Origin of the sequence: Streptomyces sp. NPDC059718, from assembly GCF_042733315.1 — a bacterium.
GTDB lineage: Bacteria > Actinomycetota > Actinomycetes > Streptomycetales > Streptomycetaceae > Actinacidiphila.
This window is the reverse complement of the sequence record NZ_JBHWGA010000016.1, coordinates 162989-178561: the sequence shown is the minus strand read 5'-3', so window position 1 is coordinate 178561 and position 15573 is coordinate 162989. Positions and strand designations below refer to the sequence as shown.

Below are 15573 nucleotides of genomic sequence, written 5' to 3'. Positions count from 1 at the left end.
TACTTCCCGTGGCCGCGCGGGGAGTCCGGCCACGGGAGCCGGGGCGCACCGCTCAGGAGCGGTGCGCAGGGACGTTCTCGTGGACCCGCTTCGGGTCGGTCTCGGCGACCGGCTCCAGGATCTCCTCGATCCGAGCCATCAGCTCCTTCTCCAGGACGACGCCCGCCGCCTTGGCGTTCTCCGCGACCTGCTCGGGACGGGACGCGCCGACGATGGCCGCCGAGACGTTGGAGTTCTGCAGCACCCACGCCACCGCCAGCTGGGCCAGGGACAGCCCGGCCTCCGCGGCGAGCGGCTGGAGCTGCTGGACGGCGTCGAGCACGTCGTCACGCAGCCACCGCGAGATCATGCCCGCGCCACCCTTGTCGTCGGTGGCACGCGAGCCCGCCGGGGGCTCCTGCCCCCGCCGGTACTTGCCGGTCAGCACACCCTGCGCGATCGGCGAGAAGACGACCTGGCCCATGCCCAGTTCCTCGCAGGTCGGGACGACCTCGCCCTCGATGATCCGCCACAGGGCGTTGTACTGCGGCTGGTTCGACACCAGCGGGATGCGCAGCTCCCGCGCCATGGCGTGGGCGCGCCGGATCTGCTCCGCCGGCCACTCCGAGACGCCGATGTAGAGGGCCTTGCCCGAGTGGGCGACGTCGGCGAACGCCTCCATCGTCTCCTCGAGCGGGGTGTCCACGTCGTAGCGGTGCGCCTGGTACAGGTCCACGTAGTCGGTCTGCAGGCGGCGCAGCGAGCCGGCGATCGACTCCATGATGTGCTTGCGCGACAGCCCGCGGTCATTGTGGCCCGGACCGGTCGGCCAGAAGACCTTGGTGAAGATCTCGATGCCCTCGCGGCGCTCGCCCTTCAGCGCCTCACCGAGGACGGACTCGGCACGCGTGCCCGCGTAGACGTCGGCGGTGTCGAAGCTGGTGATGCCGACGTCCAGTGCCGCGCGCACGCACGCCGTGGCGGCGTCCGCCTCCACCTGCGAGCCGTGGGTGAGCCAGTTGCCGTACGCGATCTCGCTGATGACCAGGCCGCTACGGCCGAGATGGCGGTATTCCATGGGAGCGAAGCCTCCGGTGGCGTGTCCGTGGGTGCCGGCCGGCCGGGTGCTGGCGCACCGGGGCCCGCCGGGGGCGCGGCGCCCGGTCGGGCGTCGGCCGCGGGAAAGATGGCAGGGGCAAATACATCTGATCATTACATGCCTCCGTACCGGCGCGAGGGCCGGTACCCCGGTCGCCCGGGCCGGCCGGATCCCGGCCGCCGGCCGCCCCGGCCACGGCCGGCCTCAGCGGAAGTCCGGGGTCCACAGGCGCACCGTGGCGAAGGCGGCGCCGGGGCGCGTCCGCGCGTACGCGGGGGTCCCGTCGGCGTCGAGGAACTCGACCGTCGGGCCGCCCCGGCCGCGGGGCCCGGTCGTCTGCGACCTGGCCCGGATGCGCGTCCCCGTCGGCTGGTTGGTGTAGGCGCTCACCCCGCTCGCCCCGTCCACCTGCCGGTACCTCCGGGACGCGACGTCCAGCCGGTACACCCCGTAGGTGTCGGTGAACCACAGCGACCCCGGGTCGCCGTACACCGGCTGCAGATCACGGCCCTCGCCCTCGAAGCCCACCGCGCTGTGCTCCGTCAGCGTCGTCGCCGCGCCCCGGCCCGACACCGCGTAGCGCACCAGCCGCTCGGCGCCGATGGCCCACAGCGCCCCGTGCTCCGGGTCGTACAGCACCCCGCGCGCCCCCGGCAGCGGCACGCTGCGGAACGGCGCGGTCTGCTCCGTGTCCGCGTACAGCCGCAGCCGGCCGGGCGCCCCGGAGGCCACCACGATCACCCCGCCCGGGATGCGCTCGATGGCGTGCGGGCTGTCGGCCGGGGTCACCGTCTGCCACACGATGGCCCCGGTGTCCTCGCGCACCATCGCCGCCCGGCCGCCGGACGCGGCCACGAGCACGACCCGCCCGTACGCCTGCGTCCTGCGCAGCCGCACGTCCGACAGGTGCTGCCAGCTCGTGCCGGACCCGCCCGGCGCGCTCCAGTGCCAGGTCACGGCCCCGGGCCGCGACCAGTCCCGGGCGTCGGGGTCGAAGACCAGGACGCCGTTGCAGGACTGGTCGGCGGTGGCGATGGGATGGCTCTTCCGCGCGGCGTGCCGCGTCATGTCGTGCCCCCGTATGTCGTTGACGTGCCAACGAATATTCGGAGGATAGCGACGCCGGGTGCTGCCACGATGGGCCGCGTGACCGTACCGCGACCGAACGTCCACGCTTCGCCCGTATGGGAGATCGCCCCGCTCGCCGTTGACGACCCCGTGTCGAGGGACCTGCTGTGGCGGTACTACGACGACATCGTCAGCCGCTACTACGGCAGGCCGATGACCCCGCGGGAGATCGACGACCTGCTCACCGAGCACACCAGTGACGACCTCGCGGGCCCCCACGGGCACTTCCTCGTCGGCCGCCACGACGGCGAGCCGGCCGGCTGCGCGGGCGTCCGCCTCCTGGCCCCCGGCGTCGCCGAGCTGCGCCGCGTGTGGGTCGTCCCCGGTGCCCGCCGCACCGGCGGCGCCGCACTCCTGGTCACCGCCGCCGAACGCGCGGCCCGCGAACGACTGGGCGCCGCCGTGATCCGCCTCGACACCCGGGCCGACCTGGTCGAGGCACGGGCCCTGTACGCGAAACTGGGCTACCACGAGGTCCCCGACTACAACGGCGAACGCTTCGCCGACCACTGGTTCGAGAAGCGTCTGGGCCGGGACTCCGGCGCGGCATAGGCCCAGGCTCGCGGCCGGGCGGCCGGGCTCCGCAATAATGCACCGGTAGTCCAGCCAGAAAGCAGGTCGCACATCGTGACGACAACGGTCTCGGTCGAGCGCAGGATCGCCGAGGAACTCGGCGTACGGGAAGGTCAGGTCACATCGGCGGTCGAGCTGCTCGACGGCGGCGCGACCGTGCCGTTCGTGGCCCGGTACCGCAAGGAGGCGACGGACGGCCTCGACGACGCCCAGCTGCGGACGCTGGAGGAGCGCCTGCGCTACCTGCGCGAACTGGACGAGCGGCGGGCCGCCATCCTGGAGTCCATCGACTCCCAGGGCAAGCTCGACGACGCCCTGAAGGCGCAGATCCTCGCCGCGGACTCCAAGGCCCGCCTCGAGGACATCTACCTGCCCTACAAGCCCAAGCGGCGCACCAAGGCGCAGATCGCCCGCGAGGCCGGCCTGGAGCCGCTCGCCGACCGCCTCCTCGGCGACCCGTCCCTGGAACCGCAGGCCGAGGCCGCCGGGTTCGTCGACGCCGACAAGGGCGTCGCCGACGCCGCGGCGGCGCTGGAGGGCGCCCGCGCGATCCTCACCGAGCGGTGGTCCGAGGACGCCGACCTCGTCGGGGGACTGCGCACCCGGATGTGGGAGCGGGGCCGTCTGGTCGCCAAGGTGCGCGAGGGCAAGGAGGAGGCGGGCGCGAAGTTCGCGGACTACTTCGACTTCGCCGAGCCGTACACCAAGCTCCCCTCGCACCGTGTGCTCGCCATGCTGCGCGGTGAGAAGGAGGAGGTCCTCGACCTCACCATGGAGCCCGAGGAGCCGGTCGCGGAGGGCCCCTCCAGCTTCGAGCGCACGATCGCCCACCACTTCGGCGTCGGCGACCGCGGCCGCCCTGCCGACAAGTGGCTCGCCGACAGCGTCCGCTGGGCCTGGCGCACCCGCTTCCTCGTCCGGCTCGGCCTCGACCTGCGCGTCCAGCTGCGCCAGGACGCCGAGGACGAGGCGGTCCGGGTCTTCGCCGCCAACCTGCGCGACCTGCTGCTCGCCGCCCCCGCCGGCACGCGCGCCACCATGGGCCTGGACCCGGGCTTCCGCACCGGCGTCAAGGTGGCCGTGGTCGACGCCACGGGCAAGGTCGTCGCCACCGACACGATCTACCCGCACGTGCCGCGCAACCAGTGGGACGCCTCCATCGCGTCGCTCGCCCGGCTCGCCGCCGCCCACAAGGTCGACCTGGTCGCCATCGGCAACGGAACCGCCTCCCGCGAGACCGACAAGCTCGCCGCGGACCTCATCAAGCGGCACCCGGAACTGAAGCTGACCAAGGCCGTGGTGTCCGAGGCGGGCGCCTCGGTCTACTCCGCCTCCGCCTACGCCTCCGCCGAGCTCCCCGAGCTCGACGTGTCGCTGCGCGGCGCCGTCTCCATCGCCCGCCGCCTCCAGGACCCGCTCGCCGAACTCGTCAAGATCGACCCCAAGTCGATCGGCGTCGGCCAGTACCAGCACGACCTGTCCGAGGTGAAGCTCTCGCGCTCCCTCGACGCGGTCGTCGAGGACTGCGTGAACGGCGTCGGCGTCGACGTCAACACCGCCTCCGTGCCGCTGTTGCGCCGCGTCTCCGGCATCACCGAGGGCCTGGCCGCCAACATCGTCGCCCACCGCGACGCCAACGGCCCGTTCCGCCGCCGCACCGCCCTGAAGGACGTGGCCCGGCTCGGCCCCAAGGCGTACGAGCAGTGCGCCGGATTCCTGCGGATCCCCGACGGCGACGACCCGCTGGACGCCTCCAGCGTGCACCCCGAGTCCTACCCCGTCGTACGGCGCATGAGCACGGCGGCGGGCACCGACATCAGGGCGCTCATCGGCAACACCACGGTGCTGCGCGGGCTGACGCCGCGGGAGTTCGTCGACGACACCTTCGGTCTGCCGACGGTCACCGACATCCTCTCCGAACTGGAGAAGCCCGGACGCGACCCGCGGCCCGCCTTCAAGACCGCCGCCTTCAAGGAGGGTGTCGAGGAACTCAAGGACCTCAGGCCCGGCATGGTCCTGGAGGGCGTCGTCACCAATGTCGCGGCCTTCGGCGCCTTCGTGGACATCGGTGTCCACCAGGACGGGCTCGTGCACGTCTCGGCGATGTCCAGGAACTTCGTGAGCGACCCGCGCGAGGTGGTCAAGCCCGGCGACATCGTCCGCGTCAAGGTGCTCGACGTCGACATCCCGCGCAAGCGCATCTCCCTCACCCTCCGTCTGGAGGACGAGGCGAGCGCGCCCAAGGGCAACGCCGCCGGTGGACGTCCCGAGCGCGGCGCCCGCCCCGACCGGCCCGACCGCCGCGGCGGCAACCCGCCCCGCCAGTCGCGCGGCGGCGACCGCGACCGTCCGGCCCCCGGCGGCGCCATGGCGGACGCTCTGCGCCGCGCCGGGCTCGACAAGGGCCTCGGCGGAGGCAACAACGGCCGCCGCGGCTGATCCCACCGCCTGAGGCCCCGAGGCGCGCTCTCCCCGGCGGACCGGGGGAGCGCGCCTCGGCGTGTTCTCAGCGGCAGACCGTCCCCTCGGGCGGGAGCACGCCGCTCAGCAGGTAGCGGTCGACCGCGGCGTCGACGCATGCGCTTCCGGGCTGCCGGTAGGCGGTGTGCCCGTCGCCGTCCCAGGTCAGCAGCCGGGCCGAAGGGAGCTGCCGGGTGAGTGCCCGCGCCCAGGCGTACGGAGTGGCCGGGTCGCGCAGGGTGCCGACGACCAGGATCGGCGCCGTGGCAGGGACCGTGGCGGCGCGCGCGGGCCGGGCCGGGCCGACGGGCCAGTGGGCGCAGGTGCTGAGCAGCCCGGTGTAGTACGCCCCGAACTGCGGCGAGGCACGGAGGAAGGCGGGGAGCAGCGCCTCGGCCTGCGCGGGGGTGAACACGGGCCCGAGCGCCGCACTCAGACAGCTGACGGCCGTGAACCCCACATCGGCGACGGCCTCCTCCTCCGGGGCGGAGAGCCTTTGGAGCGCGGCGGTGCCGCCGGCGGCGGACACCGCCTCGCCCAGGGCCAGGCGCAGTTCCTCCCACGCGGGCTGCTTGAGCCCCGACACGACGGTGACGAGCAGGTCGTCCCCCGTGACGGTGACGTCCTTGCCCTCCTGCCGCGGGCTCCGGTCGAGGCGGGCGACCAGGGCGTCCAGCACGCGGCCCGCCTCCTCGACGGAGTGGCCGACCGGGCAGTCGGGGCGCCGCGCGCAGTCGGCGGCGAAGGCCTCCCAGGCCACCTGGTAGCCGTGTGCGGGATCCAGGAAGCGGTGGTAGCCGTCGATCGTGGGGTCCACGGCGCCGTCGAGGACCATGCGGCCGACCCGGGAGGGGAAGAGACCGGCGTAGAGGGTGCCCAGGTAGGTGCCGTAGGAGAAGCCGAGGTAGTGCAGGCGGTCGTCCCCGACGAGGGCCCGCATCAGGTCCATGTCGCGGGCCACGTCCGGAGTGCCGATGTGCGGCAGCAGCCACCCGGCGTGCCGCCGGCATGCGTCGGCGGTCTCCTCGCGGGCCTCGTCCAGGGCCTCGAAGTCCGGCTTGCCTGCGGTGAGCGGACGGGCCCCGGTGAGGGTCGCCTGAGCCTCGGAGCCGCAGTCCAACGGGGTGCTGGCGCCGACGCCACGCGGGTCGACGGCGACCAGGTCGTAGGCGGCGCGTACCGAGGGCGGGAACTCTTCGGCGAAGGCCTGCAAGCCGCCGATGGCGGAGTCACCGGGCCCGCCGGGGTTGTACAGCAGCGAGCCGATGCGGTGCGCCCCGCTCCCCGTGGACGTCAGGCGGGTGGCGGCCAGGGTGATGTCGCCCGCTTCGGGGTGTTCGTAGTCCAGCGGCGCCTTGAACGTCGTGCACTGGAAGGACGGCTTGTCCTCGCACGGTCTCCAGGCGAGCCGCTGCCCGTAGTAGCGGGCCAGTCGCGGCGGCACGGCCTCGGTGTGCACGGAGCCGGCCGGCGCCAGGCGGGTCGCGGGTGAGGCCCCGCCGCGGAGGGAGGAACACGCGGTCGCCAGGAGGGCGCACGCGCCCAGCACCGCGAGGGCGCGGCGTCGTCCCCTCCCGCGTACGTGGCCGGTGTGCCGGACGGCGTCCATCGCTCAGCCTTTCTGGTGCCCTGGTGCCCTGGTGTTGGCGCGCGTCAGCCGCAGACGGTGCCGTCGGGTGGGAGCCGGCCGTGCAGGAAGTAGTCGTCGACGGCCGTGTCGACGCAGGCGCTGCCGCGCTGGTAGGCGGTGTGCCCGTCGCCGTCCCAGGTCAGGAGCCGCCCGGAGGAGAGCTGGGCGGCCAGTGCCCGGGCCTGGTCGTAGGGGGTGGCGGGGTCGCGGGTGGTGCCGATCACGAGGATCGGCGGGGCGCCGCGGGCGCTGATCCGGTGCGGGACCTGCGTGGGCCGCGTCGGCCAGTGGGCGCACATGGGGAGGAACCCGGCGTAGTAGGCGCCGAACTGGGGGGCCGTGCGGCGGAACTCGGGCACGGCCGCGAGCGTCTGCGCGGCGGTCGACCGCGGTCCCAGCGCGGAGCTCAGGCAGTTGATCGCGGCGAGGGACTGCTCATCCGGCCCTCCGTCGTCCTCCGTGCCGGGCAGCGGTCGCCAGGTGGCGGGGTCGCCCGCCGCCACCTCGCGGAGCAGGTTGCGCAGTGCGCCCCAGGCCGGGGCCGCGAGGGCCGAGGCGACCGCGGTGAGCAGATCGTCGCCGGTGGGGGAGACGCCGTGGCCGTCCCCACTTCCGGAGGCCTCGTCGAGTTCCGCGACCAGGGCGTCCAGGATGCGGCCCGCCTCCTGGACCGAGTGGCCGACCGGGCAACCGGGGCGGGTGACGCAGTCGGCGGCGAAGGCCTCCCAGGCCACCTGGTAGCCGCGTGCCATGCCGAGGGTGGCGCGGTAGGCGCCCATGTCCGGGTCGATGGCGCCGTCGAGGACCATGCGGCCGACGCGGGAGGGGAAGAGCTCCGCATAGGTGGCCCCCAGGTAACTGCCGTAGGAGTAGCCGAGGAAGCCCAGCCGGTCGTCGCCGAGCAGGGCCCGTACGACGTCCATGTCCCGTGCGGCGTCGGGGGTGCCGACATGGGGCAGGAGCCGGCCCGCGCGACGAGCGCACGCGTCGGCGGCCAGAGCGAGGCCCGGCTCGGGGTTCCCGGCCGCGGCCCCGGGGACCGGTGCGCCCGTCCCGCAGTCGACCGGGGCGCTGCGGCCCACGCCCCGGGGGTCGACGCCGACCAGGTCGTACGCGGCGCGCATCGCGGGGGAGAAGGCGTCGGCGAAGGACAGCACATCGTCGACCGCCGATACGCCGGGCCCGCCGGGGTTGAGCAGCAGCGAGCCGATGCGGGCCGGGCGCGGACCGGTGGCCCTGTGGCGGACGACCGCCAGCCGGATGTCGCCCGCCTGCGGGTGGGCGTAGTCCAGGGGCACCGTCACCGTGGTGCACTGGAACGAGGCCCCTTCCCGGCAGGGCCGCCAGTCGAGCCTCTGCCGGTAGTAGCGGGACACGTCCGGCGGTGCGGCCGAGGCCGCTGCCGAGGCAGCCGACGCAGCCGCCGATGCGGCCGAGGCGACCGGAGTGGCCGGAATGGCCGGGGCGGCCGCGGACGCGGACGCGGACCGCTTCGCGCCCGCCGTCCGGTGCGGGCGCTGGGGCGAACAGGCGGTCAGCACCAGGCAGGCGCTCAGCAGCCCGCCCGCGATGCGCCTGCCCCGGCCGGACAGGGGACGCGTGGCCTGCACAGCGGCCACCGCCCGTCAGACGCAGACCGTGCCGGCGGGCGGGAGCTGCCCCTGCGTCAAGTAGCTGTCGACGGCGCCCTCGACGCAGGTGCTGCCCTGGTGGTAGGCGGTGTGCCCGTCGCCGTCCCAGGTGAGGAGCCGTCCGGAGGAGAGCTCCCGGGCGAGCGCCTGTGCCCACGGGTACGGGGTGGCCGGGTCGCGGAGGGTGCCCACGACCAGGATCGGTGCGGCGCCGGCCGCGGTGACCCGGTGCGCCGGCTGGTTCGGGCGGACGGGCCACTGGGTGCACATCGGCAGGGTCCCGGCGTAGTACTCGCCGAACTGCGGTGCTTCGCGGCGGAATTCGGGCAGCGCCGCCTGGGCCTGCGCGACGGTCGACCACGTGCCCAGCGTGGAGCTCAGGCACGACACGGCGTAGTACGACTGGTCGCCCGGATCGGTTTCCTCGTCCACGCCGAGGAGCGCCTGTATGGCCGTGGTGTCGCCGGCCCGCACTCCCTCCAGCGCGGCGCGCAGCGCCTCCCAGGCCGGGGCCCGCAGCCCGAGGACGACCGCGCTGACGAGGGAGTCCCCCGTGACGGTGATGTCCTTGCCCTGCCGGAGGGGGGTGCGGTTCAGCGTGGCCACCAGGGTGTCGAGGATGCGGCCGGCCTCCTGGACCGAGCGGCCCACGGGACAGTCGGGCCGGGTGGCGCACTCCGCGGCGAAGGACTTCCAGGCGACCTCGTACCCCCGGGCCTGGCCGATGGTGAAGTCGTAGCCGTCCAGGGCGGGGTCGACGGCGCCGTCGAGGACCATGCGGCCGACGTGGGAGGGGAAGAGCTCGGCGTAGGTGGCGCCCAGGTAGGTGCCGTACGAGAAGCCCAGGTAGTGGAGCCGCTGGTCGCCCAGCACGGCGCGTACGACGTCCATGTCGCGGGCGGCGTCCACGGTGCCCACGTGCGGCAGCAACCGCCCCGCGTGCCGGCCGCATTCGGCCGCGATCTCCGCGTAGCCCGCGGCCGAGGCGTCGATGTCCGCCCTGCGCGCGCCGGGGTCCGGGACGGCCACGGGGGCGTCAGTGGCGCAGTCCACCAGGGTGCTGTTGCCGACACCGCGAGGGTCGACCGCCACCAGGTCGTACGCGGCGCGCACCGCGGGGGAGAAGGAGTCCACGTTGCCGAGCAGGTAGGCGATCGCGGACGAGCCCGGTCCGCCGGGGTTCATCTGCAGCGAGCCGACGCGTGCGGCGCCGTTCCCGGTCGCCCTCTTGCGTATCGCGGCCAGGGTGATGTCGCCTTCCTCGGGGTGGTCGTAGTCCAGTGGCACCGTGATGGTGGCGCACTGGAACGACGGCACCGCGGCGCAGGCCTTCCAGCCCGGTTCCTGCCCGTAGTAGCGGGCCAGGTCCGCCGGTGCGGCGGTGGCGGCGCCCCCGGCGGGTGCCCAGGCCGGCGTCTGCCGGAGGTCGCCCGCCGCGCACGCGGTGAGCAGCAGCCCGCAGCTGCCGAGCACGGCGATGAAGCCGTGGAGCCTGCGTCGGGGTGCGTTCATGGCCACGCCTTTCTGTGCGCCGCGCGGAGCGCGGGGCGGGTGGTCGCGTCAGCGGCAGATCGCGCCGGTGGGCGGGAGCAGACCGCGCACCAGGTAGTCGTCGACGGCCGTGTCGACGCAGCGGCTGCCGCGCTGGTAGGCGGTGTGCCCGTCGCCGTCCCAGGTCAGGAGCCGCCCGGAGGAGAGCTGGGCGGCCAGTGCCCGGGCCTGGTCGTAGGGGGTGGCGGGGTCGCGGGTGGTGCCGATCACGAGGATCGGCCCGGCGCCCCGTGCGCTGACGCGCCGCGGGGTCTGCGTGGGCCGCGTCGGCCAGTGGGCGCACGTCGACAGGTCCTCGTTGTAGAACGCCCCGAACTGCGGCGAGGCCCGCAGGAATTCGGGCAGCGCCGCGAGCGTCTGGGCGGGGGTCGACCGCGATTCGAGCGCGGAGCTCAGGCAGTTGACCGCCGTCATGGACTCGTCGCCGGGCGCGGTGTCGTCCTCGGAGCCCACGAGCTCCCGCAGCACGGTGGTGTCATCCGAGGTCACCCCGTCCAGCACCGCGCGCAGCGTCTCCCAGTCGGGCGCGCGCAACGCGGTGACGACCGTGCCGAGCAGGGTCTCGCCGTCGAGGCGGCCCTCCTTGCCCTGCCGCAACGGGGCGCGGTCGAGGGCGGCCACGAGGGAGTCCAGCGTGCGGCCCGCCTCCTTGACGGAGTGGCCGACCGGGCAGTGCCTGCGGCGGGCGCAGTCGGCGGCGAAGGACTCCCAGGCGATCTGGTACCCGCGGGCCTGGTTGAGGTAGGCGTGGTAGCCGTCCATGGCCGGGTCGACCGCGCCGTCCAGGACGACCCGGCCGACGCGGGAGGGGAAGAGCTCGGCGTAGGTGGCGCCCAGGTAGGTGCCGTACGAGAAGCCGAGGAAGTGCAGGCGGTCCTCGCCCAGTGCGGCGCGTACGACGTCCATGTCCCGGGCCGCGTCGAGGGTGCCCACGTGCGGCAGCAGCCGCCCGGCGTGCCGCGCGCAGTCCGCGGCGACCTCCGCGTGGTAGGCGGCCCACGTGTTGATGACCGTGGCCTCGTCCAAGGGGAGCGCCCCCCGTGTCCCGGCGCCCGGGGGCGTGGCGGAGCCGCAGTCCACCGGCGAGCTGTGGCCGACGCCGCGCGGGTCGACCGCGACCAGGTCGTACGCGGCGCGCAGAGCGGGGGAGTACCGGTCGGCGTAGGCCCGCAGATCGTCGACGGCGGAGAGACCGGGGCCGCCGGGGTTGATCTGGAGCGCGCCGATGCGGGCGGCGCCGTGACCGCGGGCCTGCCTGCGGATCGCGGCCAGGGAGAGGTCACCCGCCCCCGGGTGCGCGTAGTCCCGCGGCACCTTGAGCCTCGTGCACTGGAACGACCGGTCCCGGCAGGGCAACCAGCGCAACTCCTGCGTGTAGTAACGCCGCAGGTCCACGCGGATCGTGTCGTCCGCCGCGCTCGGGGAGGCCGCCCCGGCGGGAGTGGGCGCGGCGGTCCTGCGTGTGTGCGTCGCGGCGGTGCAGGTGGCGAGCAGCAGCCCGAAGGCGACCAGTACGGCGAGTGCGCAGAGCAGTCCGCGCCCGGGTATTCGGCCGGTGGCCGGGACAGCTTTCATCGCCACGCCTTCGTTTCCGCCCGTTGCGAGACGCGGGGCTGGTCGGCATCGGTGAGCGGCCGCGGGGGCGGGCCCGGGCGCCGCGTCCCGGCAGGGAGCGGCCACGCCGTCCCCCCACCCTTCGCTGCGTAACCAGGTCATCACATATCGTGCACGGGGGATCGCCGAGCTGGGCCGAACGCGTGAACCCGCCGTGCCACCCCTGTGCCGGCGCGCGCCACAAGTAGCCGTACGCCCCCACAAGTTGACCGGTATCGCTCTGGCCCCCCGGGCCGGGCCGCGGCTAGCGTCCGCGCGTGCCCTCACCCATGCGCACCACCCACCCCCGTACCGACCGCATCCGCATACGGACGACCTCCCTGGTGGCGACCGTGATCGCCGCCCTCGCCGCCGTCCTCCTCCCCGTGACCACCGCGCAGGCCGCCTCCGCCGGCGGGACCGTCCGGCACGGACTGAGCCGACCGGACTACTCGTACGCCGACGCGATCCGCGAGGCGGTCTGGGTCGAGACGGGCCGCGACGACGACGGCGACGGCCGCACCGACCGGGTCGCCGCGGACATCGTGCGGCCCCGCGAGCCCGCGGCCGCCGGCCGCAAGGTGCCGGTGATCATGGACGCGAGTCCCTACTACTCGTGCTGCGGACGCGGCAACGAGAGCCAGTTGAAGACCTACGACGACCAGGGCCGCATGGTCCAGGCCCCGTTGTACTACGACAACTACTTCGTCCCGCGCGGCTACGCCGTCGTCCTGGTCGACCTGGCCGGCACCAACCGCTCCGACGGCTGCGTGGACGTCGGCGGCCCCTCCGACATCGGCTCGGCCAAGGCGGTGATCGACTGGCTGAACGGCCGGGCCAAGGGCTACACCTCCCGTACCGGGTCCCGGCCCGCGAGCGCCCGCTGGTCCACCGGCGACGTCGGCATGATCGGCAAGAGCTGGGACGGGACGATCGCCAACGGCGTCGCCGCGACCGGGGTGCGCGGCCTGCGCACGATCGTGCCGATCAGCGCCATCAGCTCCTGGTACGACTACTACTTCCAGCAGGGCGCCGCCCTCTACGACTCCGGCCCCGACTGGCTGTCGGACTACGTCGAGAGCCCGGCCGCCCGCGCCCGCTGCGCCGCGGTGCAGCAGCGCATCGTGGACGGGGCGCCGCGCAGCGGGGACCTGACCGCGTTCTGGAGCGAACGCGACTACACCAAGGACGCCGGCAAGGTCCGCGCCAGCGTCTTCGCCGTCCACGGCATGCAGGACCTCAACGTCCGCACCAAGCACTTCGGCCAGTGGTGGAGCGCGCTGGCCGCGCACGGCGTGGAGCGCAAGGTGTGGCTGTCGCAGACCGGCCACGTCGACCCCTTCGACTTCCGGCGCGAGGCATGGGTGTCCACCCTGCACCGCTGGTTCGACCACTACCTGCTGGGCGTCCGCAACGGCGTGGAGCGCGAACCCGGAGCCGACGTCGAACGCTCGCCCGACCACTGGACGACCGACCGCTCCTGGCCGCCCGCCGGCACCGAACCGGCCCGGCTGAGCCTGCGGCCCGGCACCACCCCGGGCCTGGGCACCCTGGGGCTCGGCCCGGCCGCGCCCGGCAGCACGGCGGCCTTCACCGACGCGCCCCAGGAGTGGGAGGAGGACTGGGCCGCCGGCGCGGACACCCCGAGCGCCTCCAGGGCCGTCTTCACCACCGGCACCCTCACCCGCGACCTGCGGCTGTCCGGCAGCGGCACGGTCACCCTCACCGCGTCCTCCTCGACCACCAGCGCCCACCTCTCCGTGGTCCTGGTGGACCTCGGGCCGGACACCGTCCGGGACTTCCTGGGCGCCAAGGAGGGCATCGCCGACCTGACCACGCGCTCGTGCTGGGGCGAGAGCACGGCGGGCGACAGCGCCTGCTTCCGCGACACCGCGGCCGACACCGCCGACGTCGCCCACACCGTGGTGAGCCGCGGCTGGGCCGACCTCGGGCACACCGCGTCCGCGTGGCACGGTCGTCCGCTCGTCCCGGGCCGGGCCTACACGGCCACCGTCACCCTGGGCGCCACCGACCACGTCGTGCCTGCCGGGCACCGGCTCGCGCTGATCGTCGCCGGCACCGACGCGGGACTGGTCGAGCCCCCCGACACCACCCCCACCGTCACCCTCGACCTGGCCCGTTCGCGTGCCCTGCTGCCGCTCGTCGGCGGAGCGCGCGGCCTCGCCGCCACGACCCCGCACGCCTTTGTCGCGCAGCGCGCCGCGGACGCCCCGGCCGCCCCGCCCCGCACCGCCCGCATGGTTCCGGCGGGGCGCTGACCCCGGCCCTGCCCGTCCGCCCTCACGCATGACGAGGGCGGGCGGGTAGTGTCAGCGGGTCAGCGATAGTTGTACGAGGAAGCAACAGCACCCGTGGACAGCACCAAGAAGACCGCCGACGACGCCCCGGCGGACGATCCCACCGCGGACCGCGGCGCGGAGCCCGAGTCCGGCATACCCGGCAGCCGCACCCGCTGGCGCCGCTGGCTCATGGACACCCGCCCCCTGCGCCACCCCGCCTACCGCCGCCTGTGGAGCTCCACCACCGTGACCGCCGTGGGCAGCCAGCTCACCGCGGTCGCCGTGCCCAAGCAGATCTACGACATCACCGGCTCGTCCGCGTGGGTCGGCTACGCGAGCATCGCCGGGCTGGTCCCGCTGGTGGTCTTCGCCCTGTGGGGCGGGGCCGTCGCCGACAGCGTGGACCGCCGCAAGCTGATGCTGTACACCAACATCGGCATCGCCGTCACCTCCCTGCTGTTCTGGGTGCAGGCCTTCGCGGGCGCCCACTCCGTCTGGCTGCTGATGGTGCTGCTCGCCGCGCAGCAGGCGGCGGCCGGCATGAACGCCCCCGCCCGCAGCGCCGCCATCGCCCGCCTGGTCCCGCCCGCGGAACTGCCCGCGGCCATGGCGCTCGGCTCCACGGTCATGCAGACCGGGCTGGTCGTCGGCCCGCTGCTCGCGGGTGTGCTCATCCCCGTCATCGGCCTGCCCGACCTCTACCTGATCGACGCGATCGCCCTCACCGCGACCGTGTGGGCGGTGTGGCGGCTGCCCGCGCTGCCGCCGCTGGAGGCCAACGGCGCCCCCGTCGCCCGGCGCGGCGGCTGGCGCGAGGTCGGCGCCGGCTTCCGCTACATCACCGCCCAGCGCATCCTGCTGATGTCCTTCCTCGCCGACATCGTCGCCATGGTCTTCGGCATGCCGCGCGCCCTGTTCCCCCAGCTCGCCGACACCACCTACGCCCCTTGGGGCGAGGGCTTCGCGCTCGGCCTGCTGTTCGCCGCCATCCCCATCGGCGCCGTCGCCGGCGGGCTGTTCTCGGGCACCTTCTCCCGCTCGAAGCGGCACGGTCTGATGGTCGTCATCGCCGTCTGCGGCTGGGGCGCCGCGATCGCCGGACTCGGACTGAGCGGCAGCCTCTGGTGGGCGGCGGCCTTCCTGGCGCTGGCCGGATTCGCCGACATGGTCTCGATGGTGTTCCGCAGCGCGATCCTGCAGTCGGTCGCGACGGACGACATGCGCGGCCGCATGCAGGGCGTGTTCACGGTCGTCGTGGCGGGCGGTCCCCGGGTGGCCGACCTCCTGCACGGCACGGGCGGCTCCGCGTTCGGGACGCGTACCGCGGTCACCGCGGGCGGTGTGCTCGTCGTGGTCGTGATGCTCGGCCTGGCGGCGGCGTTCCCCGCGTTCACCCGCTACCGGGGTGCCTGAGCCGTTTGGGTGCCGAGCGCCCCGGGCCCGCTGTGGCGGATTCCGGCGGCGACCCGGCCGCCGCCCCGTCCCGGTCGGGCACACGGGGGGCGGGGGCACGTCCGCGAGGTTCCGGGCGGCGCGCCGGGCCTGATCGTACCGGTTTGGCACGCCGCGAAGTCGTCCGGGGTGCCCCGTGTCGCCCTGTGCGGGTGGCTGCGCCGGGCTGCCGGGTGT

Annotated in this window: 10 protein-coding genes; 4 read left to right on the top strand and 6 right to left on the bottom strand. The window is 74.6% G+C overall.

What is annotated here, in order from left to right:
- Positions 1-52: 52 nt before the first annotated feature.
- Together ACFV3E_RS20085 and ACFV3E_RS20080 are read right to left on the bottom strand one after the other, a co-directional pair.
- Complete coding sequence (locus ACFV3E_RS20085; protein ID WP_500535820.1) at positions 53-1057, bottom strand: aldo/keto reductase family protein; 1005 nt, start codon at positions 1055-1057, stop codon at positions 53-55.
- Between the two features lie 225 nt (positions 1058-1282).
- Positions 1283-2146: a DUF6528 family protein gene (locus tag ACFV3E_RS20080; RefSeq protein WP_500535819.1), complete on the bottom strand. Its 864-nt coding sequence runs from the start codon at positions 2144-2146 to the stop codon at positions 1283-1285.
- Positions 2147-2215: 69 nt separating this feature from the next.
- On the opposite strand from ACFV3E_RS20080, the gene ACFV3E_RS20075 reads away from it, so the two are divergent.
- Both ACFV3E_RS20075 and ACFV3E_RS20070 read left to right on the top strand, forming a co-directional pair.
- Positions 2216-2758 (top strand): GNAT family N-acetyltransferase, encoded by a 543-nt coding sequence (locus ACFV3E_RS20075; protein ID WP_500535818.1) that lies wholly within the window; start codon positions 2216-2218, stop codon positions 2756-2758.
- A gap of 75 nt (positions 2759-2833) precedes the next feature.
- Positions 2834-5218 (top strand): Tex family protein, encoded by a 2385-nt coding sequence (locus ACFV3E_RS20070; protein WP_500535817.1) that lies wholly within the window; start codon positions 2834-2836, stop codon positions 5216-5218.
- 67 nt (positions 5219-5285) lie between these two features.
- Here ACFV3E_RS20070 and ACFV3E_RS20065 read toward each other — a convergent pair whose 3' ends face one another.
- From ACFV3E_RS20065 to ACFV3E_RS20050, 4 genes are read right to left on the bottom strand one after another with little or no spacing between them, the layout of a single operon-like run.
- Positions 5286-6848, bottom strand: coding sequence for an alpha/beta hydrolase (locus ACFV3E_RS20065; protein WP_500535816.1), 1563 nt, complete (start codon positions 6846-6848; stop codon positions 5286-5288).
- 44 nt (positions 6849-6892) lie between these two features.
- Positions 6893-8479: an alpha/beta hydrolase gene (locus tag ACFV3E_RS20060; protein ID WP_500535815.1), complete on the bottom strand. Its 1587-nt coding sequence runs from the start codon at positions 8477-8479 to the stop codon at positions 6893-6895.
- A gap of 15 nt (positions 8480-8494) precedes the next feature.
- Complete coding sequence (locus ACFV3E_RS20055) at positions 8495-10012, bottom strand: alpha/beta hydrolase (RefSeq protein WP_500535814.1); 1518 nt, start codon at positions 10010-10012, stop codon at positions 8495-8497.
- 48 nt (positions 10013-10060) lie between these two features.
- Positions 10061-11626 carry an alpha/beta hydrolase gene (locus ACFV3E_RS20050; RefSeq protein ID WP_500535813.1) on the bottom strand — a complete coding sequence of 522 codons (1566 nt, stop codon included), beginning with the start codon at positions 11624-11626 and terminating at the stop codon, positions 10061-10063.
- Between the two features lie 308 nt (positions 11627-11934).
- On the opposite strand from ACFV3E_RS20050, the gene ACFV3E_RS20045 reads away from it, so the two are divergent.
- Positions 11935-13923: a Xaa-Pro dipeptidyl-peptidase gene (locus tag ACFV3E_RS20045; protein ID WP_500535827.1), complete on the top strand. Its 1989-nt coding sequence runs from the start codon at positions 11935-11937 to the stop codon at positions 13921-13923.
- A 93-nt stretch (positions 13924-14016) separates the two neighbouring features.
- On the top strand, positions 14017-15357 hold the full coding sequence (locus ACFV3E_RS20040) for an MFS transporter (protein ID WP_500535812.1): 1341 nt from the start codon (positions 14017-14019) through the stop codon (positions 15355-15357).
- Positions 15358-15573: the final 216 nt, after the last annotated feature.